The organism is Streptomyces sp. NPDC005574 (assembly GCF_040605435.1).
In the GTDB taxonomy this organism is placed as follows: Bacteria; Actinomycetota; Actinomycetes; order Streptomycetales; family Streptomycetaceae; genus Streptomyces.
Genome location: NZ_JBEXCW010000012.1, coordinates 101,987 through 127,267, shown reverse-complemented (window position 1 = coordinate 127,267; position 25,281 = coordinate 101,987). Strand labels below are relative to the sequence as shown.

At 71.7% G+C, this 25,281-nt stretch carries 21 protein-coding genes; 16 read left to right on the top strand and 5 right to left on the bottom strand.

Annotation, left to right across the window (positions count from 1 at the left end; genetic code table 11):
* Positions 1-179 precede the first annotated feature (179 nt).
* A complete protein-coding gene (locus ABZT03_RS11525) occupies positions 180-776 on the top strand; it encodes a histidine phosphatase family protein (protein ID WP_356036907.1) in 597 nt (198 codons plus the stop codon).
* Between the two features lie 222 nt (positions 777-998).
* Here ABZT03_RS11525 and ABZT03_RS11520 read toward each other — a convergent pair whose 3' ends face one another.
* A complete protein-coding gene (locus ABZT03_RS11520; RefSeq protein ID WP_356036903.1) occupies positions 999-2,504 on the bottom strand; it encodes a tetratricopeptide repeat protein in 1,506 nt (501 codons plus the stop codon).
* Between the two features lie 270 nt (positions 2,505-2,774).
* On the opposite strand from ABZT03_RS11520, the gene ABZT03_RS11515 reads away from it, so the two are divergent.
* Both ABZT03_RS11515 and ABZT03_RS11510 read left to right on the top strand, forming a co-directional pair.
* A complete protein-coding gene (locus tag ABZT03_RS11515) occupies positions 2,775-3,194 on the top strand; it encodes a hypothetical protein (protein WP_356036901.1) in 420 nt (139 codons plus the stop codon).
* A gap of 52 nt (positions 3,195-3,246) precedes the next feature.
* Positions 3,247-4,116 (top strand): fused MFS/spermidine synthase, encoded by an 870-nt coding sequence (locus ABZT03_RS11510; RefSeq protein ID WP_356036899.1) that lies wholly within the window; start codon positions 3,247-3,249, stop codon positions 4,114-4,116.
* A 40-nt stretch (positions 4,117-4,156) separates the two neighbouring features.
* Here ABZT03_RS11510 and ABZT03_RS11505 read toward each other — a convergent pair whose 3' ends face one another.
* Positions 4,157-4,702 (bottom strand): hypothetical protein, encoded by a 546-nt coding sequence (locus ABZT03_RS11505; RefSeq protein ID WP_356036897.1) that lies wholly within the window; start codon positions 4,700-4,702, stop codon positions 4,157-4,159.
* A gap of 109 nt (positions 4,703-4,811) precedes the next feature.
* On the opposite strand from ABZT03_RS11505, the gene ABZT03_RS11500 reads away from it, so the two are divergent.
* The 8 genes from ABZT03_RS11500 to ABZT03_RS11465 all read left to right on the top strand — a co-directional run bounded on the left by ABZT03_RS11500 (position 4,812) and on the right by ABZT03_RS11465 (position 15,874).
* The gene (locus ABZT03_RS11500; RefSeq protein ID WP_356036895.1) at positions 4,812-5,513 is read left to right on the top strand and encodes a response regulator transcription factor; all 702 of its coding nucleotides are present in this window, start codon (positions 4,812-4,814) and stop codon (positions 5,511-5,513) included.
* Positions 5,510-6,907, top strand: coding sequence for a HAMP domain-containing sensor histidine kinase (locus ABZT03_RS11495; protein WP_356036893.1), 1,398 nt, complete (start codon positions 5,510-5,512; stop codon positions 6,905-6,907). The genes ABZT03_RS11500 and ABZT03_RS11495 overlap by 4 nt, the downstream gene beginning before the upstream one ends.
* A gap of 138 nt (positions 6,908-7,045) precedes the next feature.
* Positions 7,046-8,518 (top strand): cellulose binding domain-containing protein, encoded by a 1,473-nt coding sequence (locus ABZT03_RS11490; RefSeq protein ID WP_356036891.1) that lies wholly within the window; start codon positions 7,046-7,048, stop codon positions 8,516-8,518.
* Between the two features lie 795 nt (positions 8,519-9,313).
* Positions 9,314-10,636, top strand: a complete 1,323-nt coding sequence (locus tag ABZT03_RS11485; RefSeq protein ID WP_356036889.1) for an ABC transporter substrate-binding protein — start codon at positions 9,314-9,316, stop codon at positions 10,634-10,636.
* Positions 10,633-11,616: a sugar ABC transporter permease gene (locus ABZT03_RS11480; protein ID WP_356036887.1), complete on the top strand. Its 984-nt coding sequence runs from the start codon at positions 10,633-10,635 to the stop codon at positions 11,614-11,616. The genes ABZT03_RS11485 and ABZT03_RS11480 overlap by 4 nt, the downstream gene beginning before the upstream one ends.
* The gene (locus tag ABZT03_RS11475) at positions 11,613-12,506 is read left to right on the top strand and encodes a carbohydrate ABC transporter permease (RefSeq protein WP_356036885.1); all 894 of its coding nucleotides are present in this window, start codon (positions 11,613-11,615) and stop codon (positions 12,504-12,506) included. The genes ABZT03_RS11480 and ABZT03_RS11475 overlap by 4 nt, the downstream gene beginning before the upstream one ends.
* A gap of 51 nt (positions 12,507-12,557) precedes the next feature.
* The gene (locus ABZT03_RS11470; RefSeq protein WP_356036883.1) at positions 12,558-13,871 is read left to right on the top strand and encodes a glycoside hydrolase family 36 protein; all 1,314 of its coding nucleotides are present in this window, start codon (positions 12,558-12,560) and stop codon (positions 13,869-13,871) included.
* Positions 13,868-15,874 carry a beta-galactosidase gene (locus tag ABZT03_RS11465; RefSeq protein WP_356036881.1) on the top strand — a complete coding sequence of 669 codons (2,007 nt, stop codon included), beginning with the start codon at positions 13,868-13,870 and terminating at the stop codon, positions 15,872-15,874. Before ABZT03_RS11470 ends, ABZT03_RS11465 begins: the two co-directional genes overlap by 4 nt.
* A 15-nt stretch (positions 15,875-15,889) precedes the next feature.
* Here the strand turns inward: ABZT03_RS11465 and ABZT03_RS11460 are convergent, their stop codons facing one another.
* The gene (locus tag ABZT03_RS11460) at positions 15,890-16,084 is read right to left on the bottom strand and encodes a DUF397 domain-containing protein (protein ID WP_356036879.1); all 195 of its coding nucleotides are present in this window, start codon (positions 16,082-16,084) and stop codon (positions 15,890-15,892) included.
* Between the two features lie 11 nt (positions 16,085-16,095).
* On the bottom strand, positions 16,096-16,977 hold the full coding sequence (locus tag ABZT03_RS11455; protein WP_356036877.1) for a helix-turn-helix transcriptional regulator: 882 nt from the start codon (positions 16,975-16,977) through the stop codon (positions 16,096-16,098).
* Positions 16,978-17,215: 238 nt separating this feature from the next.
* Between ABZT03_RS11455 and ABZT03_RS11450 the strand changes: the two genes are divergently transcribed.
* Positions 17,216-17,656, top strand: a complete 441-nt coding sequence (locus ABZT03_RS11450) for an ATP-binding protein (protein WP_356036875.1) — start codon at positions 17,216-17,218, stop codon at positions 17,654-17,656.
* 67 nt (positions 17,657-17,723) lie between these two features.
* On the opposite strand, the gene ABZT03_RS11445 is transcribed toward ABZT03_RS11450, so the two are convergent.
* On the bottom strand, positions 17,724-19,157 hold the full coding sequence (locus tag ABZT03_RS11445) for a GH1 family beta-glucosidase (RefSeq protein ID WP_356036873.1): 1,434 nt from the start codon (positions 19,155-19,157) through the stop codon (positions 17,724-17,726).
* 667 nt (positions 19,158-19,824) lie between these two features.
* Between ABZT03_RS11445 and ABZT03_RS11440 the strand changes: the two genes are divergently transcribed.
* The 4 genes from ABZT03_RS11440 (at position 19,825) to ABZT03_RS11425 (ending at position 25,086) form a co-directional block, all read left to right on the top strand.
* The gene (locus tag ABZT03_RS11440) at positions 19,825-21,147 is read left to right on the top strand and encodes an extracellular solute-binding protein (protein WP_356036871.1); all 1,323 of its coding nucleotides are present in this window, start codon (positions 19,825-19,827) and stop codon (positions 21,145-21,147) included.
* 374 nt (positions 21,148-21,521) lie between these two features.
* Positions 21,522-22,514 (top strand): sugar ABC transporter permease, encoded by a 993-nt coding sequence (locus ABZT03_RS11435; RefSeq protein ID WP_356036869.1) that lies wholly within the window; start codon positions 21,522-21,524, stop codon positions 22,512-22,514.
* Between the two features lie 14 nt (positions 22,515-22,528).
* Positions 22,529-23,452 (top strand): carbohydrate ABC transporter permease, encoded by a 924-nt coding sequence (locus ABZT03_RS11430; protein WP_356036867.1) that lies wholly within the window; start codon positions 22,529-22,531, stop codon positions 23,450-23,452.
* 182 nt (positions 23,453-23,634) lie between these two features.
* Positions 23,635-25,086 (top strand): GH1 family beta-glucosidase, encoded by a 1,452-nt coding sequence (locus ABZT03_RS11425; protein ID WP_356036865.1) that lies wholly within the window; start codon positions 23,635-23,637, stop codon positions 25,084-25,086.
* Positions 25,087-25,281 lie beyond the last annotated feature (195 nt).

Here is a 25,281-nt window from a genome sequence, read left to right as displayed (position 1 = left end):
GTAGTCCGGCCGTGCCACTTTACGGCGCATGTGCCCGCCCCTGACGGGGCACCCCCGTGTGATTCCCCACGGGTGCCCCGGCCCTCGAAGACGCAGGGATCGGCCGCCGGGTTGCCCCGGCCAAGGGTGCGCGATGATGGAGGCGTCCCGTCTGTCCTTCCTCGAAAGGTCCCTCTCGCATGGCACCGCGCATCCTGCTGGCCCGGCACGGACAGACGCAGTGGTCGCTGTCCGGCAAGCACACCGGCAGGACCGACGTGCCCCTTCTGGAGGAGGGACGCCAGGGTGCCAAGCTGCTCGGCGAGCGGCTGCACCGGGCGCCGTTCGAGGGCCTGGCCGGCGCCGAGGTGCGTACCAGCCCGCTGGCACGCGCGCGGGAGACCTGCGAACTCGCCGGGTTCGGTGAGCGCGCGCGCCCGTGGGACACGCTGATGGAGTGGGACTACGGCGCGTACGAGGGCATGACCCCCGCGGACATCCAGGATGTCCGTCCCGGCTGGCTGATCTGGCGGGACGGCGTCCCGCGGGGCGAGTCGCTCGCCGAGGTGACCGCGCGGGCCGACGAGGTGGTCGCGTGGGCGCGGGAGGCCGACCGGGACGTGCTGGTGTTCGCCCACGGCCACATACTCCGGTCCATCGGCGCCCGCTGGCTGGGCCTGCCGATCGACTTCGCCGCACGCATCCGACTCAACCCGACGTCCCTGTCCGTCCTGGGCTGGGCCTACGGCGAACCGGCGATCGAAAGCTGGAACGACCTGGGGCACCTGGCGGGGTAGCACGCGCGTCGGTCGGGCGGGGGCGAGGGGGCGCGCCCGCCGGGGTGACCGGCCGGTCACCGAATCTCCGCCGTCCGCGGTGACGCCACGCGTGGGGACGACGTGCTCTGCCGGTCGGCCCGCCGGTCGCGGGCCGGTCGCGGGGGCGCGACCGGGTGGCCCGCTTGCCCGGGTAGCCCGCCCGCCGGGTGGTCCGACCCTCGTGAGAGCCCCGGCCCCGTTTCACGCCGTGCGTGGGGATGACGCGTGGCGTTCCAGGAAACCTGACACCCCCGATGCCCGGCGGTGCGGGCGCAGGACGCGTGCGGTGCCCGCCAGCATCGCCTGGATGCGGGAGGACTGCACCTCGCCCAGCAGGTCCAGGACGCGCATGCCCGCCGCCGCGGACTCGTCGGGGCGGCCGCCCCGGGCCAGGTCGTCCGCCAGTTCCGCGGTGTACAGCGCGATGTTGCGGGTGAAGTGCGGGTCCTGGAGATGGGCCGCGCGGCGCGCGTGCCGGGCCGCTCGCTGCCAGTCGCCGAGGGTCGACCAGCACTGGGCCTCCAGTGCCTCCAGTTCGGCCTCGCCGAAGAAGCTCATCCACTCGGGGTCGGCCTCCGAGGAGCCCCGCTCGAAGTACGCCTGCGCGCGGGCGAGGGCCTGCTCGCAGCCGGCGCGGTCGGCGAGCCCGGCCCAGCCTCCCGCCTCCCGCAGCGCGAGCAGCGACATCAGACGCGGGGAGCCCAGCGAGCGGGCGACGCGCTGGGCGGCCTGGGCCGCGCGCACCGCCTCCCGCGGCCGGCCCGCGTCGCGGGCGAGGAACGCCGTGTTGCAGAAGGCGTGCGCCTCCAGGGCGTCGTCGTCGGTCATCCGGGCGGTCGCGAGCGCCTCCGCGTAGTGCGAGCGGGCGTCGTCGAACCGGCCCGAGTCGTGGGCCAGCCAGCCCACCGAGATGGCGAGTTCACCGGCGCCGGAGTGGAGCCGGTCGGCGGTCGACTGCCGGGTGGCGCCCGCGTCGAGCAGCGCGTACGCGGCGCGCAGCGGGGCCGCCGCGCGCCGGTAGAGGCCGTCCGCGCCGTGCCGGTCGTCGAGCAGCCGGATCCGGCGGACGGCTTCCTCGAGGGCTTGGGTCTCGCTCGCCCCGACCCGGCGGAGGGGGCGTCCCGCGGCGGCGGCCTCGTGGGCGGGCCCGAGGGGGCCCAGTGAGGCGGCGGCCACCGTGGCGCCCCCGCCGGTCATGAATGCGCGACGCAGCACGTCGCTCTCCTCGTGGATCTCGTGACGCTCGTGGATCTGGTACGGGTCGTAGGGCTGGTACGGGTCCTGCGGGTCCCGCGCGCCCCGGGGGGCCGGCGGGTTCCCCGTCTCATACGGCTCACGGGCCCCCCGCGTCTCATCGGTGACGGACGCCGGGGGTGCCGCGGGCGCGGCGGGCGGGCCCTCGGCGGCGCGTCCCCGGCGCCCGCGGACGGACGAGCGGGGGGCGAAGCCCAGGTCGGCGAGCGTGCGGCCGGGAAACATGTGCAGGAACACCCGTTCGTACGCGTAGTTGGGGCAGCGGATCTCGCCGGCCTCGACGCGGCCGACGTAGCGCGCGTCGCAACTGACCCCCTCGCCGATCTCGCGGGCGGCCCGTCGTACCGCCGCGGCGAACTCGCCCGGGGAGCGCTGGCCGCGCAACTGCCGGAAGACGAGGTTCGGCCGCGGTGGGATGGGGGAGTGGGACGAGGTCACCATGGACGACGTCATGGCCGGGTCCTCTCGTGCGAACCGTCGAACCATGCCGGATCCCGGGCGAGTTGTCCGTGTGTCTCCCGATGTCCGGCGCGCAAAACGTACCCGCTGTGCCGGACCCGCCACGCAGGGTTTAGCTACAAAAGGGATATCTCATCCACGATCCGCCATGAACTGCCATCCTTTGCGGCGGACTTCCGCCGTAGCCGTTGACGCGCCGACGCGTTGAACCCGGTGGGCCGGGAGCCACCCGACTCGCGGTCCGCTCGTCCGAGGAGGGGTTGCGTGGTGGAGACCGGGATGGAGACCCGTCAGAACTTCGATTCCCGTCCGTGGCCCGCCGCGCCCTCGGGTGCGGCCGCCGCGTGCGATCTCGTCACCGTGCCGACGCGCCAGGGGCTGGAGGCGGTCGACATCCTGCGGCGCGGGGCGGGCGACGCGGTGGGGCCCGTCCTGCACGACGGCGGATGCGACACGCTGGGCTTCCTGGTGCCGCCGGGCACCGCGGCCGCCTGGGACGTGCCGGGCAGCACCTGCACCGAGACCGACGGGCGCGGGCTCAGCCTCAACCCCCGGCCCCCCGTCGAGGGCTCGGCCTGGCTGCTGCCGCCCGGTGAGGCGGACCTCGCGACCGATCCGGCGGTGCTGCGCGCGGCGCTCGGCGAGGCCGCGCGGCTGATCGCGGCGGCGGACAACTGTCGGTGACCCCGCCCGAGCCCGCTGGGCCGACCTCCGCCCGCCCCCTGATAATGGCCCCATGGGAAAGTCCAGGAACCCCCGGCGCGGAGGTGGGGCCGCCGAAGCCGTCGTCGAGGCCGTCGACGGCGGGCTCGCCGAGCTCATACCCGACCGCGACCGGGCGCGGGCCTGGACGCTGCTGATCGACGGGGCACCGCAGTCCCACGTGGACCTGGCCGACCCGGCGTACCTCTCCTTCGAGTACCAGCGCCGCCTCGGGCACGTCATCGACCTCGTCGCGCCGCCCGGAAAGCCGGTGCACGCCGTGCATCTCGGCGGCGGCGCGCTCACCCTGGCCCGTTATGTCGCCGCCACCCGCCCCCGCTCCACCCAGCAGGTCGTCGAGCGGGACGCGCCCCTGGTGCAACTGGTGCGCCGGGAGCTGCCGTTGGACCCGAACGCGCGGATCAGGGTGCGGTCCGCCGACGCCCGTGAGGGACTCGCCAAGGTGCCCGACGGATGGGCCGACCTCGTCATCGCCGACGTGTTCAGCGGCACCCGCACCCCGGCCCACCTGACCTCCACGGAGTTCCTCGACGAGGTCCGCCGTGCCCTGAAGCCCGGTGGAAGCTACGCCGCGAACCTCGCCGACGGGCCGCCGCTGGCGCACCTGCGCGGCCAGGTCGCCACCGCGGCCGCCCGGTTCGCCGAACTCGCCCTGGTCGCCGACCCGACCGTGCTGCGCGGCAAGCGCTTCGGCAACGCCGTCCTGGTCGCCTGCGACCAGCCGCTGCCGGTCGCCGAACTCACCCGCCGGGCCGCCTCCGACCCCCACCCCGCCCGGGTCGAACACGGCTCCGCGCTGCGGGACTTCACCGGCGGGGCGGTGGCGGTCACGGACGCGGCGGCGGTGGCCTCCCCGGCCCCGCCGCCGTCCGTGTTCAGGTGACGGCGGCCACCGGCGGCCCCGCGGGCTCCGGCCGGGTTGCTCAGTAGGTGCCGATCTCCACTCGCGGCGGCCCGTCGTGCCAGGTGCAGAACACCGACACCCGGTCCGCGCCCGAGGCGAACTCCACCCTGATCCACGACTCCGTCTTCCACACCTGCATCGACCAGCCCGCGCCCGGCGTGGCCGACACCAGGGTCGCGGACGTCTCGCCGAGGTCGAAGACCGCGCGCCCACCGTCGGTGTCGTAGCCCTTGACCCGGCCCGACGCCGTCGCGGAGCCGGCGGGGGCGCCGGTGCTCGCGGAGCCGCCCGGCGTCGGGGTGGACTGCGCGGCGGTCCTGCCGGGCCGGTGCGACGGGCTCTTCGACGCGTCCTTCGCGGAACTCCGCGACGGAGCGGGCCGGTCGGTGGAGGAGGCCAGCGGTCTCGACTCCTGGGTGGTGGCGTCGGCCGCCGCGATCGGCAGGGCGCGCGGCGGGTCGTAGGCCGTGCCCGCCATGACCGTGTGGACGCCCCACCACGACAGCGTGACCGCCGCGCCCGTGGCGAGCGACCAAGCCAGTACGTGTACGAGTCCTCTGCGCATCGCGGCCATACTGCCTCACCCGCACCACGGGTGCCCACCGGTTGTCCACGGATGCGGAGTTGTCCACAGGCCCCGGCCGGGCCCCCGCGCATGGCGTACGGTGCGGCGCATGGCAAGTGTGCTCGTGGTCGAGGACGACCAGTTCGTGCGCTCGGCGCTCATCCGGCACCTGACCGACGCCGCACACACCGTGCGCAGCGTCGGTACGGCGCTGGAGGCGCTGCGCGAGGTCGCCCAGCTCCGTTTCGACGTGGTCATCCTGGACCTCGGACTGCCCGATCTCGACGGCTCCGAGGCCCTGAAGATGCTGCGCGGGATCACCGACGTCCCGGTGATCATCGCCACCGCGCGGGACGACGAGACGGAGATCGTCCGCCTGCTCAACGCCGGAGCGGACGACTACCTCACCAAGCCGTTCTCCGTCGAGCACCTGTCGGCCCGGATGGCGGCGGTCCTTCGGCGGTCGCGCGCCGCCGGGGAGGCCGCGCCGTCCACCGTGATCCGGGTCGGCGGCCTGAGCGTCGACCCGCTGCGCCGCCAGGCCGAACTGGACGGCGCGCGACTGGACCTGACCCGCCGCGAGTTCGACCTGCTCGCCTTCCTGGCCGGCCGCCCCGGTGTCGTCGTCCCGCGCAGGGAACTGCTCGCCGAGGTGTGGCAGCAGTCCTACGGCGACGACCAGACCATAGACGTCCATCTCTCCTGGCTGCGGCGGAAGCTGGGCGAGACGGCCGCGGCGCCGCGCTACCTGCACACCCTCCGCGGGGTCGGCGTGAAGCTGGAGCCGCCCGGGGCGGAGCCGTCGCGATGAGATGGGCACTGGTCAAGGTCTGCCTCGCGGTCACCACGATGGTCGTGGTCGCCTTCGCGGTGCCGCTCGGGCTCGTCATCAAGGAGATGGCCCGGGACCGCGCGTTCTCCAACGCCGAGCGGCAGGCCGCCGCCGTCGCCCCCGCACTGTCCATCACCACCGACCGCGACCAGCTGGAGCGGGTCGTGGCCTCGGCGGGCTCGGACGCCGGGATGGCCGTGCACATACCGGCGGGCGGCACGTCGGCCGCCGTGGACATCGGCCGGCGGCGTGCAGCCGGCAAGGACATCGCCACCGTGCGCCGACTGGGCCGCGCCTCCACCAGCGAGGTCCCGGGCGGTTCCACGCTGCTCCAGCCGGTCGCGCTGAGCTCCGGCGAGATCGCCGTCGTCGAGGTCTACGTCCCCGAGGCGGAGGTCAGCAACGGCGTCGGCACGGCCTGGGCGGTGCTCGCCGCCGTCGGGGCCGCGCTCGTCGTCGGCTCGGTCGCGGTCGCCGACCGGCTGGGCGTACGGATGGTGCAGCCGGCGCAGCGGCTCGTGGAGAGCGCGCACGAACTGGGGGAGGGGCAACTGGGCGCCCGGGTGCCCGAGGAGGGCCCGACCGAACTGCGGCTGGCGGCCGTCGCGTTCAACTCCATGGCCGACCAGGTCGTACAACTGCTGGCGAACGAGAGGGAGCTGGCGGCGGATCTGTCCCACCGGCTGCGCACCCCGCTGACCGTGCTGCGGCTGAACGCGGCCTCGCTCGGGCAGGGTCCGGCCGCCGACCAGACGCGGTCGGCGGTGGCGCAGCTGGAGCGCGAGGTCGACACCATCATCCGTACGGCCCGGGAGGCCAAGCCGCAGACCGCGGCCGCCGGTCCGGGCGCCGGCTGCGACGCGGCCGAGGTGGTCCGGGAGCGGATGGGTTTCTGGTCGGCGCTCGCCGAGGACGAGGGACGCAAGTGGCGGGTGGCCGGGGCGGACCGGCCGGTGCGCATCCCCGTGGCCCGCGCCGACCTGGCCGCCGGGCTCGACGCGCTGCTCGGCAACGTCTTCCGGCACACCCCGGAGGGCACGGCCTTCGCGGTGGACGTGCACAACGGGGAGGACGCGGTGATCGTCCTGGTGTCGGACGCCGGTCCCGGTATCCGCGACCCCGAGGCGGCCATGGCGCGCGGACGGGGCTCCGGCAGCGACGGCTCGACCGGGCTCGGCCTCGACATCGTGCGCCGGCTCGCCGAGGCGACCGGCGGGGACGTGCGGATCGGGTCCTCGGTGCTCGGCGGCACCGAGGTGCGGATCTGGATCCAGCTGGACGGCCGGGAGCCGGAGCGGCGGGGTCACCGCGTGCGGCGCCGCCGGCGCGGCAGATTGGTCTCTACCTTTAACCGTCCCCGATCCCTTCCTTAAGCGCAGCCTAAGATCCCCGGGTGCCGCCCGGATCGGGTCTTTTGCCCGGTTTCCGCTCGCTAGCGTGCTGCCCGCACCCCACCCCCCGGACGGTCCCCGTCCGCCCGGGACCCCGTGAACAGCGAAGGCAGGCACCCGATGAGCACGCACCGGCGCAGGATCAGTGGCAGGAACAAGGCGATAGGCGGCGTCGTCGCCGCGGCCGTGGTGGGCGGCGGCGCGCTCCTGCTGACCGGTACCGCGCAGGCCGCCGGCGTCGGCGCCGCCTACACCAGGACCAGCGACTGGTCGACCGGCTACACCGGCCAGTACGTCGTCACGAACAACAGCGGCGGGGCGGAGAGCACCTGGACCCTGGAGTTCGACCTGCCCGCCGGCGCGAAGCTCAGCTCCCTGTGGAACGGCGAGTCGAGTGTCAGCGGGCAGCACGTCACCGTGAAGCCGCCCAAGTGGGACACCGACGGGCTGGCCGCCGGCGAGGCCGTCACCGTCGGCTTCGTCGTCAACGGCACCGGGGACCCGGCCGGCTGTCTCATCGGCGGCGTGAAGTGCTCCGCCGACGACGGGGCCACGCCCGAGCCGAGCGGCCGCCCGACGAAGACCGCCACCCCGACGGCGACCCCCACCGCGCCCGCCACCCCGACCCCCACGCGGACCACCGGCCCGACCGCCACCCCCACCGCGTCCCCGTCGCAGACCACCGGCACCGGCACCCCGGCCGCCGCCGGCTTCGCACCGTACGTCGACACCTCTCTCTACCCGGCCTTCGACCTGCTCGCGAACGCCGAGGCCACCGGGGTGAAGAACTACAACCTCGCCTTCGTCACCGACGGCGGCGGCTGCACCCCGAAGTGGGGCGGCGTCACCGACCTCGCGAGCGACGGTGTGGCCGCGCAGATCGGGGCGCTGCGCGCCAAGGGCGGCGACGTGCGGGTGTCCTTCGGCGGCGCGTCCGGCTCGGAACTGGCGACGACCTGTTCGTCGGCGGACGCACTGGCGGCGGCGTACGGCAAGGCGGTGGACGCCTTCAAGCTCACCAAGGTCGACTTCGACGTCGAGGGCGGCGCGTTGCCCGACGCGGCCGCGAACACCCGCCGGGCGCAGGCCGTCGCCAAGCTCCAGCAGCAGCACCCGGGCCTGGACGTGTCCTTCACCCTGCCGGTGATGCCGGAGGGGCTCACCCAGGACGGGGTGAGCCTGCTGAGCAACGCCAAGGCGAACGGCGTGAAGATCGACGCGGTCAACATCATGGCGATGGACTACGGCCCCGCGTACAGCGGTGACATGGGCGACTACGCCGTGCAGGCCGCCACCGCCACGCAGGCCCAGGTGAAGAGCGTGCTGGGGCTGTCCGACAGCGCAGCCTGGCGGGCGGTCGCCGTCACTCCCATGATCGGCGTCAACGACGTGGCCACGGAGACCTTCAAGGTCGACGACGCCGCGCAGCTCGTCACCTTCGCGAAGAGCAAGGGGATCGGCTGGCTGTCGATGTGGTCCGCGACCCGGGACAAGCAGTGCCCGGGCGGCGCGAAGAACTCCGCGGACGCCACCTGCAGCTCGGTCGTCCAGGACACGAACGCCTTCTCCAAGGCGTTCGCGGCCTTCAAGTAACCCGGCGCCACCCAGCACCACCCAGCACCACCCAGCACCACCCGGCACCGCGTCGGCGCCACCCGGCACCGCGTAGGCGCCAGGTCGGCGCCACCCGGCACCGCGTAGGCGCCACCCGGCACCGCGTCGGCGCCACCCGGCACCGCGTAGGCGCCAGGTCGGCGCCAATCGGTACCACGCCGGCCCCGCAGCACGCCGGCACCACCCCGACGGCGGCCCGCCGGAGGGCCGGGGAGAGCCCCTTCCCGGCCCTCAGGCGGTCCGATCGCCGCCCCGTTCACCCTCGGGCCCGCCAGGACGCCCCCCACCGTCTCCGGCGGGCCTGAGGGCCTCCACCGCCCCCAATGGTCGGATCTCCGGGTCCTCCCGGGGCCGGGCCGTCTCCGCCGCCCGTCGGCGGGCCGGAGCCGCCCCCCTCGTCGCGCACCGCCCCGCACCGCCTTCCGGCGGCCCACGGCCGCCTCCGCGAGGCTCCGGCGGACGGGTCGGGGCCGCTCCCGGCAGGCCGGGTTTTCGAGCCGCTCCGGAGGTGCCGTTAAACTCTCCGTTCACCGCTTCCGTGCACGTCAGCGACGCGCAAGGCGCACCGCCACCCGGCCGTGCGCCTTCTGTCTTTGCCAGGACCGGAACGGTGATGTCGATTACGTTTCGACAACTGGAGGCATGACCTCTTGACGCATGACGGACATACGAGTGTTATTGCGCCACCGTGTTCGGTCACGTTGGTTTCTGGTCGGTTACGACGACTGCAAGCGCGACGCATCCGACCGAACCCTGTTTCGTCAGGAGCCGTTCATGTCCGATCTCTCCCCCTCCGGCCTCTCCGGCCTGTCCCGTCTCGCCCCCAGCCGCCGCAGTCTGCTGCGCGGCATCGGCGGCGCGGCGGTCCTCGGCGCCGGCATACCCCTGCTGAGCGCCTGTGGCGACAGCGGCTCGGCCAGCGACCCGAAGACCGTCTCCCTCGGGTCCAACTCCTCCGACGCGGTGCCGAAGAAGGCGTTCGCCGAGATCTACGCGGCCTTCACGAAGCAGTCCGGCATCAAGGTCGATGTGAACACGAAGGACCACAACACCTTCCAGGAGCAGATCAACTCCTACCTCCAGGGCACACCGGACGACGTCTTCACGTGGTTCGCCGGCTACCGGATGCAGTTCTTCGCGGCCAAGAAGCTCGCCACCCCCATCGACGACGTGTGGGCGAAGATCGGTGACAACTTCCCCGACGCGATGAAGCAGCTCAGCAAGGGCGAGGACGGCAAGTACTACTTCGTGCCGCTGTACACGTACCCGTGGGCGGTCTTCTACCGCAAGAGCGTCTTCAAGCAGCACGGTTACACCGTCCCCACCACCTGGGACCAGCTGGTCGCCCTGTCGAAGCAGATGAAGAAGGACGGCCTCGTGCCGATCGCCTTCGGCGACAAGGACGCCTGGCCGGCGATGGGCACCTTCGACCAGATCAACTTCCGCCTCAACGGCTACGACTTCCACAAGTCCCTGATGGCGGGCAAGGAGTCGTGGACCGACGCCAAGGTGAAGGCGGTCTTCGACCACTGGGCCGAGCTCCTCCCGTACCACCAGGACGGCTTCATGGGCCGCACCTGGCAGGACGCGGCGCAGACGCTGGTGTCGAAGAAGGCCGGCATGTACGTGCTGGGCACCTTCGTGGCGCAGCAGTTCACCAACAAGGCCGACGTGGACGACCTTGACTTCTTCGCCTTCCCGGAGATGAACTCCGCCTACGGCCAGGACACCGTCGAGGCGCCCACCGACGGCTTCATGCTCAGCAAGAGCCCGAAGAACAAGTCGGGTTCGGCGAAGCTCCTGGAGTACCTGGGCACCCCGGAGGCCGAGGCCGTCTACCTGAAGGCCGACTCCAGTGTGGTCGCCGCCTCCAGCAAGGCCGACACGTCCTCCTACACGGCGCTGCAGAAGAAGGCGTACACCATGATCAGTGAGGCGAAGAGCCTCACCCAGTTCATGGACCGCGACAGCCGTCCGGACTTCACCTCGACGGTGATGCAGCCCTCCCTGCAGAAGTTCCTCCAGAACCCCAAGGACGTCGACAGCCTGCTCGCGTCCATCGAGCGCCAGAAGAAGACGATCTTCGCTTCCTCATGACCACCGACATCCCCACGCAGAAGTCCCCGGAGGCGGCCGAGGTGCCGCCTCCGGGCACCGCCATCAAGAAGAAGCGTGTTCCGCGCGGGCACCGACGCCTGCTCACCCGCCGGGACCGCATCACGCTCGGCCTGATGGCCGGCGTGCCGACGATCCTGCACGTGGCGCTCGTCTGGCTGACCGCCCTCGCCTCGATCGCCCTCGCCTTCACGACCTGGGACGGCATCGGCTTCGACTCCATCAAGTGGGTCGGGCTGGACAACTTCCGGGACCTGTTCAGCAACAACCCGCAGTTCTGGCCGGCGCTGCAGCACAACGTCATCTGGTTCGTCGTGCTGATCGTGATCCCGACGCCGTTCGGTCTGTTCCTGGCCGTGCAGCTGGACAAGAAGATCCGGTTCAGCCGGGTCTACCAGACCGCCTTCTTCCTGCCGGTCGTGGTGTCGCTGGCGGTCACCGGGTTCGTCTGGCAGCTGATCTACAACCCCGACACCGGTCTGATCAACAGCCTCATCGGGGCCAACAAGCCCGGCCACTACATCGACTGGATCGGTGACCCGCACCTCAACCTGTGGGCCGTGCTGATCGCCGCGTCCTGGCGGCACACCGGCTACATGATGATCCTGTACCTGGCCGGTCTCAAGGGCGTCGACCCCTCCCTGCGAGAGGCGTCCTCGCTGGACGGCGCGAACGAGTGGCAGACGTTCAAGAACGTGATCTTCCCGACGCTGCGGCCCACCAACACCGTCGTCCTGGTGGTCACCATCATCGAGGCGCTGCGCGCCTTCGACCTGGTGTTCGTCTTCAACAAGGGCGCCCAGGGCACCGAGTTGCTGTCGATCCTGATCACCAACAACATTATCGGTGAGTCCAGCCGGATCGGATACGGGTCGGCGATCGCCGTCGTCCTGCTGGTCATCTCGCTCGTCGTGATCATCCCGTACCTGGTGGCCACCTTCCGGAAGGAGCGGCGCGCATGAGCACCCCCACCGTCGCGCTCGGCGCGAAGCAGCGCACCCCCCTCCGCCCGGCGCGGGTCGTGCTGCACGTGTTCCTCGTCGTCACGTCGCTCGTCTGGCTCGCCCCGCTGCTGTGGGCGGTGTTCGCCGCGCTGCGGCCGTACTCCGAGACCAGCGACAAGGGATACGTGTCCTGGCCGGACAAGTTGAGCCTCGACAACTTCACGAACGCGTTCAAGCAGTCCGACATGCTGCACTACTTCGGCAACACGCTGATCATCGCGGTCCCGGCCGTGCTGCTGACGCTGCTGCTGTCGTCGATGGTCGCGTTCTACGTCAGCCGCTTCGACTTCCGGCTCAACATCTTCCTGCTGCTGGTCTTCACGGCCGGCAACCTGCTGCCGCAGCAGGTCATCATCACCCCGCTGTACCGCCTGTACCTGCTCGTGAACCTGCCGGGCGTCACGGACAGCGGCAAGCTGTACGACTCCGCGCTCGGCCTGGTCCTGATCCACGTGGCGTTCCAGTCCGGGTTCTGCGCCTTCGTGCTGAGCAACTACATGCGCATGCTGCCGCACGAACTCACCGAGGCCGCACTGGTCGACGGGGCGTCGGTGTGGCGGATGTACTGGCAGATCGTGCTGCCGCTGTGCAAGCCCGCGATGGCCGCCCTGGCCACCCTGTTGTCGATCTGGATCTACAACGACTTCTTCTGGGCCATCGTGCTGATCTCGACCGGCGAGAACATGCCGATCACCTCGGCCCTGAACAACCTCTCCGGCCAGTACTTCACCGACCCCAACCTGGTCGCCGCCGGCGCCCTGCTCACCGCGATCCCCACCCTGATCGTGTACTTCGCGCTCCAGCGGCAGTTCGTCAGCGGTCTCACGCTGGGCGCCAACAAGGGCTGACCCGTCCCGTCCCGCCGGCCGGACCAGCCCCCTTTGTGAAAGAGAACCACCGTGCCCCACCCCTTCACACCCGTGGCCTCCGTGCCCGTGGACGTCCGCACCGCCCGCGTCCACGAGGAGGGCTGGCAGTCCTGGAGCCCCAGCGGCGCCTACGCCCTCGACGCGGCGCCGTACCGGCCGACGAACGACAACTGGGCGACCGTGTGCTACCGGCCGGGCGTCACCGTCCCCGCCGGTGCCTTCCAGGGTGAGGGGCTCCTCGCCCTCGACCCGGGTGACGGCTCGCCGGTGCGGCTGTGGGCGGCGGCCGACCCGACCCGTGAGGTGCCCTCGGTCCGCCTGGTCGCGGAGGACGGGGTGGCGGCCGTCAGCGCCGACGGCCCGGTGAAGGAGTGGACCGGCCCGGACATCCAGTCGGTGCTGGCCGACTGGGCGGCCGGCCTCGGCCTCGCGGCGCCCCGCCCGGCGCCCACCGTGTGGTGCTCCTGGTACGAGTACTTCACCGCCGTCACCGAGGACGACATCCACGAGAACCTGCGCGCGATGGACACCCTCGACCTGCCCGTCGACGTCGTGCAGATCGACGACGGCTACCAGAGCGCCCTCGGCGACTGGCTCACCCTCTCCGGCCGTTTCCGCTCCCGCCGTGACATCGCGGACGCCATCCGGGCCCGGGGCCGCAGGGCGGGCATCTGGACGGCGCCGTTCCTGGTCGACCCGAGCAGCGAACTGGCCGCCGGGCACCCCGACTGGCTGGTGCGGGACACCGACGGCGGCTTCGCGCACGCCGGCCGCAACTGGGGCCACGACCTGCGCGTCCTGGACACCACCCACCCGGACGCGGCGGCCTGGGTCACCGAGGTGTTCACCACCCTGCGCGCCGAGGGCTACGACTACTTCAAGACCGACTTCCTCTACGCGGGCGCGCTGGACGGCGTCCGGCACGGGTCCGGTGACGCACTCGCCGCGTACCGCGCGGGCATCGAACTCATCCGCGCGGCCATCGGCCCGGACGCCTACCTGCTGGGCTGCGGCGCCCCCGTGCTGCCCTCGATCGGGCTGTTCGACGCCATGCGGGTAAGCCCCGACACCGCCCCGCACCGCCTGCCCGAGGCCGGCGACTACAGTCAGCCCGGACAGGACCCGGCCGAGTTCACCGGTGCCGGCCGCCAGTGGCAGCACGGCCGCCTCTGGGTCAACGACCCCGACTGCCTGATGGCCCGCCCGGCGGTGGAGACCCGTGAACGCTGGGCCGCGCATGTCGAGGCGACCGGCGGCCTGATGGCCTCCAGCGACCGCCTGCTGTCCCTGGACGCCTGGGGCGTGACCACAACCCGACGTCTCCTCACGGGAGTTGACCAGTGAGCCGCACCCTCTCCGTCCCCGGTATCGCGTACGGCGGCGACTACAACCCGGAGCAGTGGCCGGAGGAGGTCTGGGCCGAGGACGTACGCCTGATGCGCGAGGCCGGGGTGAACCTGGTCAGCGTCGGCATCTTCTCCTGGGCCCTGCTCGAACCCGCCGAGGGCACCTACGACTTCTCCCGGCTGGACCGCGTCCTGGACCTGCTCCACGCGAACGGCATAGCCGCCGACCTGGCCACCCCGACGGCGGCGCCGCCCGCCTGGTTCTTCCGCGCCCATCCCGGGGCGCTGCCCGTCGACCACGAGGGCCGCACCCTCTCCTACGGCAGCCGCCAGACCTTCTGCTCCAGCAGCCCCGCCTACCGGACGGCGGCCCTGCGGATCGCCGGGGAACTGGCCCGCCGCTACGCGGAGCACCCGGCCGTGGTGATGTGGCACGTGCACAACGAGTACGGCTGCCACAACGCCGAGTGCTTCTGCGACACCAGCGCGGCGGCCTTCCGGGTGTGGCTGCGCGCCAGGTACGAGAACCTGGACGCGCTCAACGACGCCTGGGGCACCACCTTCTGGAGCCAGTGGTACTACGACTGGGACGAGATCATCCCGCCGCGCGCGACCGGCGCCGTCCCCAACCCCACCCACCGCCTCGACTGGCGCCGCTTCTGCAGCGACGCCCTGCTCTCGCTGTACGAGGCCGAACGCGACGTGCTGCGGAAGGCGGCCCCCGAGCGGCCCGCCACCACCAACTTCATGGTGATGCACAACTTCGACGCGCTGGACTACTGGCGCTGGGCCCCGCAGCTGGACATCGTCTCCAACGACCACTACCTGCGCTCCACCGACCCGGAGTCGCAGATCGACATCGCGCTCAGCGGCGACCTGGTCCGCTCCCTCGCCGGCGGCCGCCCCTGGCTGCTGATGGAGCACTCCACCGGAGCCGTCAACTGGCAGCCGGTCAACCGGGCCAAGAACCCGGGGGAGTTGCGCCGCAACGCCCTCGCCCACGTGGCCCGCGGCGCCGACGGCATCGCCTACTTCCAGTGGCGGGCGGCGAAGGCCGGCGCCGAGCAGTGGCACTCGGCGATGCTGCCGCACGCCGGCACCGACAGCAGGATCTGGCAGGACGTCGTCGCGCTGGGCGCCGACCTGAAGGCCCTCGCCGAGGTGCGCGGCAGCACGGGCGCGGCCGAGGTCGCGATGGTGTGGGACTGGGACGCCAAGTGGGCCCTCGAAGCGCCCTCGCAGCCCAGCGACCAGGTGCGGTATCTGGACCTCGTCCGGTCCTGGTACGAGCCGTTGTGGCGCTCGGGGATCGCGGTCGACTTCGTCCGCCCGGACGCCGACCTGTCCTCGTACCGCCTGGTCCTGGTCCCCAGTCTCTATCTGGTGGACGACGAGTCGGCCGCCAACCTCACCGCCTTCACCGCCCGAGGCGGCACCCTCGCGGTGGGCTTCCACAGCGGTGCCGTCGACGAGAACAGCCATGTCCGGCTGGGCGGTTACCCGGGCGCCTTCCGTGAAGTGCTCGGCGTCCGCACCGACGAACTGTTCCCGCTGCTGCCCGAGGAGACGGTGGAGCTGGACAACGGCGGTACGGGCTCGCTGTGGACCGAACGCGTACGCCTGGACGGCGCGCGGGCCGTCACCTCCTTCACCTCGGGACCCCTCACCGGTGTCCCGGCGGTGACCCGGCACGCGCACGGCACGGGCACCGCCTGGTACCTGGCGACGCTTCCCGACACCGACACCCTCGCCGCGCTGGTGGACCGGGTGCGCACCGAGGCGGGAGTGGCACCGGTCCGGGTCACGCCCGAGGGAGTGGAGGCCGTCCTGCGGCGGGGCGAGGACGCGGACTACCTCTTCCTCGTCGACCACCGGGGAGCCGGCGCGGAGGTGCCCGTCGCCCCGGACGCCGTCGAACTCCTCACCGCCGAGCCCCTGAAGAACGGCACGGTCACCGTGGCGCCGGGAGGCGTGGCGGTCGTACGGGAGCCGCGCCGCTGACCACGCCGACCCGGGTCAGCGACCGAGGTCGCCGGCCTTCACCGCGCGCAGGAGGTGCGCCAGGGCGCGGGGGGCTACGGCGGCGACCTCGCCGGGACGGTCGCTCTCGCGGAGGTGGATGTGAGTGGGGCCGGACGTCGTCGCCAGTTCTACGCACTCGCCCTCGCCGCCGGTGCTGAACGACGACTTCTGCCAGGCGAGTTGAGACACGACGCTTCCTCTCAAAGGGTGTACATGACGTGCTGGACAAGACTCAGCGAGTCGCGTGACTCGTGGGACTCCGGTGGCGAATCCGGGTCGACGGGCGCGAGCGCCAACTCGGAGAGGGTCTCGAACATCTTGGCGTACTCGTGGAGCTGGTTTCCATCCCGCAGGAACAGCGAGTTCGTCGGGTGTTCCAGGTAGACCGTGTCCAACTGAGCGGCGGGGCCGCCGAAGATGACGAACGAGCGGGTGTGCGCCGAGTAGACGCCGGCTTCGAAGGGGTAGACCTGCACGGTCACGTTGGGCAGCCGGGACACCTCCATCAGGCGTACCAGTTGTCTGCGCATGACTTCCGGGCCTCCCACGCGGGTGTGCAGCGCCGACTCGTGGATGACGGCCCGATAGGTGACTGATGGAACGTCCGTGAGCACGCGTTGACGGGCCAGGCGGAACGCCGTGTAGCGGTCACTGCGTCCAGGATCGCTTTCAGTGGCCGCGAGTACCGCGTGGGCGTACTCCTCAGTCTGGAGCATTCCTGGGATCACGAGGGGCGAGTGGGTACGCAACACCGTGGACCGTGACTCCAGTTCGGCCAGATCGCGGGCCGCGGGGCCGATGGTGTCGTTGAAGTCGTCCCACCAGCCCCTGCCGCTCGCCTGGCCCATGCTCATGAGTTCGTCGAAATAGGGTCCCGGTGGGCACTCGTACGCCCGAAGCAGTGCGTGCAGCCGGTTGCGGGAGACGCCGAGACGACCGGACTCGATGTAGCTGATGCGTGACCGCTCGCCCTCCAGCAGCTGTGCGGCGGCGTCGCTCGACATGCATACCCCGAGCCGCAGCTTGCGCAGCTCGGCGCCCAGGCGGCGTTGACGCTCGCTGGGGCTGGTGCGTGGTGCCATGGTGCCTCCCTCGTAACCGTGCGCAGTGTGGCGCGAGCGCAGCCGCACCGTCGCCCTGTTGCGCTCGCATCACTCACAAGGGTTGTTATCGGGGTTCACGATTGAACTCGACTCACGATTGACCCTACCGTCGACACCAAGTCACCCACCCCGCCCCACCCGGAAGCACCCCCACCCTCACCCCAGTTGAGACGTGGACCTGGTCACCGTGTGGGCCCCCACCGGGAAGGAACCCTCCATGGAGGACCCCCCACGCGCCGCCGACGTCTCGCTCGTCTTCCCGCCCCACCCCGCCTGGGTCCGCGCCGCCCGGGAGGCCGTCCGGGCCCTGCTCACCGCGGCCGGCCGCCCCCAGCTCACCGACACCGCGGTGCTGCTGACCTCCGAGGCGGTCACCAACGCCATCAACGCCTGCGCGGACAAGGGCTGCACCGCCCCCGTCACCCTCTTCGCCGGCTGGACCGACCCGCGTCTGCTGCGCGTCCTCATCCACGACGAGGCGCCGGGGCTGCCCGCCGTCCGCACGCCCGGCCGCGACGACGAGGGCGGCCGGGGCATGCACCTCATCTCCCGGGGCGCACACGCCTGGGGCGTCCGCGCGAACGGGACGGGGCGGGGCAAGGCCACCTGGTTCGAGCTGTCGTACGACGGCGACGACGGGGACGACGGGCGTCGATGACGGCGCGGGGCGCGGCTCGCCCCCACGACGTGCCGCGCCCCTTCTCCCCGTCCCCCGGGTCGGATGGTCAGGCGATCAGGCCCGTCTCCAGGGACGGAAGCGTGCCCGTGCGGGCCGCCCGGCCGTACCAGTGGGCGCTGGACTTCGGGGTGCGGGCCAGCGTCGCGTAGTCGACGTACACCGCGCCGAAGCGCTTCTCGTAGCCGTAGGCCCACTCGAAGTTGTCCATCAGGGACCACAGGTAGTAGCCGCGTACGTCGGCGCCGTCGGCGATGGCCCGGCGGACCGCCGTCAGGTGGCCGTGCAGGTAGGCGATGCGCTCCGGGTCGTGGACGCGGCCGTCCGGGTCGGGCTTGTCGTCGTAGGCCGCGCCGTTCTCCGTGATGTAGAGGGGCAGGCCCGGGGCCTCGCGGGCGTAGCGGGTGATCAGCTCGTGCAGGCCCGCCGGGTCGATGGTCCAGCCCATCTCGGTGCGCTCGCCCGGCGTCTGGTGGAAGGCCACGTCGTCCGCGCCGGGCCACGGGGTGTGCGGGCCGCCTCCGTGGCCGTCGGCGCGGGGTCCGCCGACCGCGGAGCCGGCCGCCGACACCAGCGTGGGCGTGTAGTAGTTGAGGCCCAGCGCGTCCAGCGGCTGGTTGATCGCCACCAGGTCGCCGTCCTGGACGAACGACCAGTCGGTGACGGACTCCGTCGCCGCGTACAGCGTCTCGGGGTACGCGCCGTGCAGCATCGGACCGTGGAACACCCCGTTGGCCAGGTCGTCGATCCTGCGGGCCGCGGCCAGGTCGGCCGGGTCCTGCGAAAGGGGCCTGACCACCGAGGAGTTGAGGCTGACCGCGACGGAGTTGCGGGCCGGCATGGCCGCACGCAGCGCGGTCGTGCCGAGGCCGTGCGCGAGGTTGAGGTGGTGGGCGGCCTTCAGCGAGGCGGCCGGGTCGGTGCGGCCGGGGGCGTGCACACCGGAGCCGTAGCCCAGGAAGGCGCTGCACCAGGGCTCGTTGAGGGTGATCCACTGGTCCACCCGGTCGCCGAGCGCCGCGCCGACGAGCTGCGCGTACTCGGCGAAGCGGTACGCCGTGTCGCGCTCGGGCCAGCCGCCCGCGTCCTCCAGCTCCTGCGGCAGGTCCCAGTGGTAGAGGGTGACGGCCGGCTTGATGCCGTGCGCGAGCAGCTCGTCCACCAGGTGGCGGTAGAAGTCCAGGCCCACCTGGACGGCCGGACCGCGGCCGGTGGGCTGCACCCGGGACCAGGAGACCGAGAAGCGGTACGCGGACAGGCCGAGGTCCGCCATCATCGCCACGTCGTCGCGGTAGCGGTGGTAGTGGTCGACGGCGATGTCACCGGTGTCGCCCCCGGCGGTCCTGCCCGGCGTGTGGCTGAAGGTGTCCCAGATGGAGGGCGTACGGCCGTCCTCCCGCACCGCGCCCTCGATCTGGTACGCGGAGGTCGCGGCGCCCCAGAGGAAGGCGGGAGGAAAGGCCGCGGTCGTCAGGTCGGGCATGGAGTCGCTCCCGTGGTCGGGTGAGCGCCCATTATGCATGGGAGCGCTCCCACGGCGAAAGGGGGAGGCGCGGTCGAAAAGGTCCGGTCCTTCGCGTGCCGTCCGTCGGCGGCGCCCGGTCCTTCGCGTCCGCCGGTGGGCGGCGCCCCGTTCTGGTGCGCGTGGGGCTGATCGTTCACCTTCCGGCGGCCCCGTCGAACTCGCGCCCTCGTGGCCCGGGAAATCCCGGACGCGGCCGCCGGTGATCGGCGCGGGCCCCTCCCGTCGAGCGCCGCCCCCTCGATGACCTGCGTGATTCCACCGGGGAACGCGCCGATGTCCGGGCCGGTGCCACATTGCGATGCGACACATTCACGTGACGTACAGAACACGCTTAGGCAACAACGCCGTTTTCAAGTCTTGACACCCGGCCCGGCAGGAAGGAGTCTTCCGGCATGCCGCGTGGGAGCGGTCCCACGGACTGTCGAGGGCCTCTCTTCCGTGGGCCGTACCACCAACAGTCCTTCCCTCCGTCGCACATGGCGCCATCGTTGACCAGCGCTTTTCCACCGCACCCCGCGTGCTGTGGGCTGGCCACCGCTCGAATCGAGAGGGCAGGTCGGGAGCGTCGAACCCCGGCGGTCCGATTCCTGAGATCCCGTTCCCCACTGGAACAAGGAGTAGTGGAATGCGCATCACCCGTACCCGCGGCGGTCGCGGCCGCAAAGCAGCGGCCCTGACCACCACGGTCCTGACCGCCTCGGCGTTGCTGCTGACCGGATGCAGCGACGACGGCGGCGACTCGGACGCCTCGGACTCCAACGGGAACATCACTCTCAAGGTGGCCGACTTCGGGCAGTTCGGCTACAAGGAAGCCGGCCTGTTCGCCAAGTACCACACCCTTCACCCCAAGATCACGGTGAAGGAGGAGACCACCGCCAACGAGCAGGACTACTACCCGAAGCTTCTTCAGCAGCTGAACACGGGCAGCGGTCTGGCGGACGTCACCGGCATCGAGGTCGGCCGCATCAAGGAGGTCACCGACACCCAGGCGGCCAAGTTCGCCGACCTCAGCAAGACGATCAACGTGGGCGACTGGGTCTCCTGGAAGGAGAAGCAGGCCACCGCGCAGGACGGCACGGTCATAGGCGCCGGCACCGACATCGGCCCGATGTCCCTGTGCTACCGCAAGGACCTCTTCAAGGAGGCGGGCCTGCCGACCGACCGCGAGGCCGTCGCCAACGCGGTCAAGGGCGGCTGGGAGGACTACATCAAGCTCGGTGAGCAGTACAAGAAGAAGGCGCCCTCCGGCACCTACTTCATGGACTCCGCGAGCGCCATGTACAACGCGGTCGTCAGCTCCTCCCCGAAGCAGTACTACGACGCCGACGGCAAGGCCATCTACAAGGACAGCCCGTCCGTGCAGCAGGGCTGGAACCTGGCCGCCGAGGCCGCGTCGAAGAAGCTGACGCAGGGCCTGCCGCAGTTCACCGACCCGTGGACGGCGGCGCTGCGCAAGGGCACCGTGGCCACCGTGGCCTGCCCCGCGTGGATGGCCGGCCAGATCTCCACCAACTCCGGTGACGCCTACAAGGGCAAGTGGGACATCAGCCGCGCCCCCGGCACCACCGCGGCCAACTGGGGTGGCTCCTTCCTGGCCGTGCCCAAGAGCGGCAAGCACGTCAAGGAGGCCACCGAGCTGGTCAAGTGGCTGACCGCCCCCGAGCAGCAGGCCGCCGTGTTCAAGGCGATCGGTGTCTTCCCGTCCAACAAGGGCGCCTACGAGCTCGCCGACGTCAAGGACGCGAAGCTCCCGTACTTCAGCGACGCCCCGATCGGCCAGATCTACGCCGACGAGGCCAAGTCCATCCCGGAGACCGTGCTCGGCCCGAAGGACGCCACGATCAAGGACACGATCTCCACGCAGATCAACAACATGGAGAAGCGCGGCACCAAGCCCGCTGACGCGTGGAAGGCCGCGACCGAGACGATCGACAAGGTGATCGGCTGACACCCGCCGGTGCGGGCGGCCCCACGGGCCGCCCGCACCGCCTTGCGGCGCGCGGGGCCGTGCTGCGGCTCCCGCGCCGCCGCGCGGAGGGCGTCCGCACCGGTCCGGCCTTCCGGGGCCGGTCCGCTCCGCGACATCCGGCAGACACTGACCGGACGTCGCGGCACCGTGTCGTCCGGGGGCGGTGACCGGAGTCCGAAGACGTGGCGCGAGCCGCGTGACGGGCTTCGCGCGAGCAGGAGGTGCCACGTCACCGCCGGGACGCGGGCCGCTCGCCACCGTACCGATCCGCCCAGGCGGCGGGACCGGCACCCGGCCCGTCGACTCGCCTCCCGCCCCCACCCGGCCCAGCTCTCCAGGGAAGGACTCCCTCCGTGGCAACCACAACCCCCACACGGGGTGCCCACACCCCGCCACCCGGCGGCTCCGGCGCCACGTCGAACGCACCCAGCGCGTGGCGAACGCGGCTGTGGCGCTTCGACGACAAGGCGTCGCCGTACGCGTACATCGCCCCCTTCTTCCTCATCTTCGGCGCCTTCGGGCTCTATCCGCTGCTGTACACGGGCTGGATAGCCCTGCACCGGGTGGAGATGACGGGCCTCGACCAGTCCGAATGGGTCGGCCTCGACAACTTCGTCAAGATCCTCCAGGACTCCGAGTTCTGGACGGCCGTCACGAACACCTTCGTGATCGGCGTCATCTCGACCGTCCCGCAGCTCCTCGTGGCCCTGGGCCTCGCCCACCTGCTCAACTACAAGCTGCGCGCGAGCACGTTCTGGCGGACGGTGATCCTCACCCCGTACGCCACCTCGGTGGCCACCGCCGCCCTGGTCTTCGCCCTGGTCTTCCGGGCCGACGGCGGCCTGCTCAACTGGGTGCTCCACTTCGTCGGCATCGGCAACACCGACTGGGGCGACGGCGAGTGGACGTCCAAGATCGCCATCTCCGTCATCGTGATCTGGCGCTGGACCGGCTACAACGCCCTGATCTACCTGGCGGCCATGCAGGCCGTGCCCACCGACCTGTACGAAGCGGCGTCGATCGACGGTGCGACGCGCTGGCAGCAGTTCCGCAAGGTCACCATCCCCTCGCTGCGGCCGACGATCCTGTTCACCATCGTCATCTCGACGATCGGTTCCATGCAGCTGTTCGGTGAGCCGCTGCTGCTGCAGGGCGGCACGATCGGCGCCGTCGGAGGCAGCGAGCACCAGTACGAGACCCTCAGCATCTACCTCTACAACTACGGCTGGAAGCTGGGGCATCTGGGTCCGGCGGCGGCCGTGGCCTGGGCCATGCTCGTCCTGCTGCTGCTCATCGCCTTGATCAACTGGATCGTCGGCCGGTTCGTGCGCAAGAGCGCGGCCTGACGGGAGCGATTTCGATGACCACGACCAGTCCCACCAAGACCACCGTGCCGGACCTCGCCCCGGCACCGCTTCCCGCCTCCGCCGACAGGAGCGGCAGCCGTTTCAAGCTCGGCGCCGGCCAGCACCTCAAGGGCGGGCCGTTCACCTACGCCGCCCTGGTCGTCATCGGCCTGGGCTCGATCTTCCCGCTGTACTGGACGCTGGTGGCCGCCTCCCACGACCAGCAGCGGGTCCTGGACAGCCCGCCGCCGTTCCTGCCGGGCGGCCGCCTCTGGAGCAACCTCCAAACGGCCTGGGAACAGGCCCACTTGGGGAAGGCCATCGTCAACAGCGTCATCGTGGCCGGCTGCATCACCGCGGCCACGCTGTTCTTCTGCACCCTCGCCGGTTACGCCTTCGCCAAGATGCGCTTCCGCGGCCGCGGCGCCCTGATGACCGCGGTCATCGCCACCCTGACGATTCCGCCGCAGCTCAGCGTCGTCCCGCTGTTCATGATGATGTCGGACATCGGGTGGGGCGGAAAGCTGGAGTCGGTGATCTTCCCGACCCTGGTCGGCGCGTTCGGCGTCTTCTTCATGCGCCAGTACCTGCTGGAGGCCCTGCCCTACGAGCTCATCGAGGCGGCCAAGGTGGACGGGGCGACCAACATCCGCATCGTCTGGAACGTGGTCCTGCCCGCGGCCCGGCCCGCGATGATGGTCCTCGGCATGCTGACGTTCGTACAGGCGTGGAACGACTTCTTCTGGCCCTTCCTCGCCCTGAACCAGGAGAACCCCACCCTCCAGGTGGCGCTCGGCCAGCTCAGCGCCTCCTACACCCCCGACCAGAGCATCGTCATGGCCGGGGCGCTGATCAGCACCCTGCCCCTGCTGCTGGTCTTCGTCGTCTTCGGCAAGCAGATCGTCGGCGGCATCATGGCGGGCGCCGTCAAGGGCTGATCCCGGGCCGTCGCCGGGGTGCCGGTCCCGACACCCCGGCGCCCCCCGATCGCCGCTCCGCACGGCCCGCCCCGCACACGGGCCGTGCCCGGCCGGGCGCCCAGAGCCGTGCCCCGTCCGCTTCCCCCATCGCCGGAACCATTGTCCGGCCCTTCCACACGCCACTTGGGAGCGTCCTCTCCATGACTGCCGTACGAACCGAGACCAAGGCCAAGCCGGCCGCCGACACCTCCTTCCCGCCGGGCTTCCTATGGGGTGCCGCCACCGCCTCCTACCAGGTGGAGGGCGCCGCCGCGGAGGACGGCCGCACCCCCTCCATCTGGGACACCTTCAGCCACACCCCCGGCAAGGTCCGCAACGGGGACACCGGGGACATCGCCGCCGACCACTACCACCGCTACCGCGACGACGTGGCGCTGATGAAGGACCTCGGCCTGGGCGCGTACCGCTTCTCGATCTCCTGGTCGCGGGTCCAGCCCACCGGCCGCGGCCCCGCCGTGGAGCGCGGACTCGACTTCTACCGCCGGCTCACCGACGAGCTCCTGGAGGCCGGCATCAAGCCGGTCGCCACGCTCTACCACTGGGACCTGCCGCAGGAGCTGGAGGACGCGGGCGGCTGGCCGCAGCGCGACACCGCGCACCGCTTCGCCGACTACGCGGAGATCATGAGCCGCGCGCTCGGGGACCGCGTCGGACTGTGGACCACCCTCAACGAGCCCTGGTGCAGCGCCTTCCTGGGCTACGGCTCCGGTGTGCACGCCCCCGGCCGCACCGACCCGGCCGCCACCCTGCGCGCCGCCCACCACCTCAACCTGGCCCACGGCCTCGCGGTCGGAGCGCTGCGCACCCACCTGCCGGCGTCCGCGCAGACCTCGATCACCCTCAACCTGCACCAGGTGCGCCCGCTCACCGACAGCCCCGAGGACGCCGAGGCCGCCCGCCGGATCGACGCGGTCGGCAACCGGATCTTCACCGGCCCGGTCCTGGACGGCGTCTACCCCGAGGACCTGATCGCCGACACCTCGCACCTCGTCGACTGGGCGGAGCTGGTGCACGACGGCGACCTGGAGGAGATCTCCCGCCCCATCGACGTCCTGGGCGTCAACTACTACGCCCCGACGGTGGTTTCGGCCGCCGCCAGCACCGGCACCAAGAACGACGGCCACGGCGCGAGCGACCACTCCCCGTGGACCGGCTCGGACCACGTCGGCTTCCACCTCGCCAACGACCAGCTCACCGCGATGAACTGGGCCATCGACCCGAGCGGCCTGCACACCCTGCTGACCGACCTGGCCGCGTCGCACCCGCAGCTGCCGCTGATGGTCACCGAGAACGGCGCCGCCTTCGACGACTACGTCTCTCCCGAGGGCCTGGTGAACGACCCGCAGCGGATCGCCTACCTGCACTCCCACCTGGACGCCGTCCGACGGGCCGTGGCCGACGGAGCCGATGTGCGCGGCTACTTCCTGTGGTCCCTGCTGGACAACTTCGAGTGGTCCTACGGCTATTCGAAGCGCTTCGGCGCCATCTACGTCGACTACGCCACCCAGCGCCGTATCCCCAAGGCGAGCGCCCACTGGTACGCCGAGGTGATCCGCGGGAACGCGCTGCCGGCCGCCGCCGGACAGGAGTGAGCCCCGCACCGGCCGGAGCCCGTGGGCGCGCCCCGGCCGATCCCCGCACGTCGTCCCGGGGCGCCCCCGCGTGAGCGTGGCGGACGGTGCGCCGGGCCGGCGGGGCCCGGCCGCGCCCCGCCGCGTCTCTCCGCCCCCTGGGGAGAGAAACCCCCGGTCGACGGGGGAGGATGGGCCGGGGAGGGCCGGGGCTGC

Coding starts and splice junctions, on each gene's coding strand:
- ABZT03_RS11525 (WP_356036907.1), top strand. CDS start 180: ATGGCACCGCGCATCCTGCTGGCCCGGCACGGACAGACGCAGTGGTCG.
- ABZT03_RS11520 (WP_356036903.1), bottom strand. CDS start 2,504: ATGACGTCGTCCATGGTGACCTCGTCCCACTCCCCCATCCCACCGCGG.
- ABZT03_RS11510 (WP_356036899.1), top strand. CDS start 3,247: ATGGGAAAGTCCAGGAACCCCCGGCGCGGAGGTGGGGCCGCCGAAGCC.
- ABZT03_RS11505 (WP_356036897.1), bottom strand. CDS start 4,702: ATGCGCAGAGGACTCGTACACGTACTGGCTTGGTCGCTCGCCACGGGC.
- ABZT03_RS11500 (WP_356036895.1), top strand. CDS start 4,812: ATGGCAAGTGTGCTCGTGGTCGAGGACGACCAGTTCGTGCGCTCGGCG.
- ABZT03_RS11495 (WP_356036893.1), top strand. CDS start 5,510: ATGAGATGGGCACTGGTCAAGGTCTGCCTCGCGGTCACCACGATGGTC.
- ABZT03_RS11490 (WP_356036891.1), top strand. CDS start 7,046: ATGAGCACGCACCGGCGCAGGATCAGTGGCAGGAACAAGGCGATAGGC.
- ABZT03_RS11485 (WP_356036889.1), top strand. CDS start 9,314: ATGTCCGATCTCTCCCCCTCCGGCCTCTCCGGCCTGTCCCGTCTCGCC.
- ABZT03_RS11480 (WP_356036887.1), top strand. CDS start 10,633: ATGACCACCGACATCCCCACGCAGAAGTCCCCGGAGGCGGCCGAGGTG.
- ABZT03_RS11475 (WP_356036885.1), top strand. CDS start 11,613: ATGAGCACCCCCACCGTCGCGCTCGGCGCGAAGCAGCGCACCCCCCTC.
- ABZT03_RS11455 (WP_356036877.1), bottom strand. CDS start 16,977: ATGGCACCACGCACCAGCCCCAGCGAGCGTCAACGCCGCCTGGGCGCC.
- ABZT03_RS11450 (WP_356036875.1), top strand. CDS start 17,216: ATGGAGGACCCCCCACGCGCCGCCGACGTCTCGCTCGTCTTCCCGCCC.
- ABZT03_RS11445 (WP_356036873.1), bottom strand. CDS start 19,157: ATGCCCGACCTGACGACCGCGGCCTTTCCTCCCGCCTTCCTCTGGGGC.
- ABZT03_RS11440 (WP_356036871.1), top strand. CDS start 19,825: ATGCGCATCACCCGTACCCGCGGCGGTCGCGGCCGCAAAGCAGCGGCC.
- ABZT03_RS11430 (WP_356036867.1), top strand. CDS start 22,529: ATGACCACGACCAGTCCCACCAAGACCACCGTGCCGGACCTCGCCCCG.
- ABZT03_RS11425 (WP_356036865.1), top strand. CDS start 23,635: ATGACTGCCGTACGAACCGAGACCAAGGCCAAGCCGGCCGCCGACACC.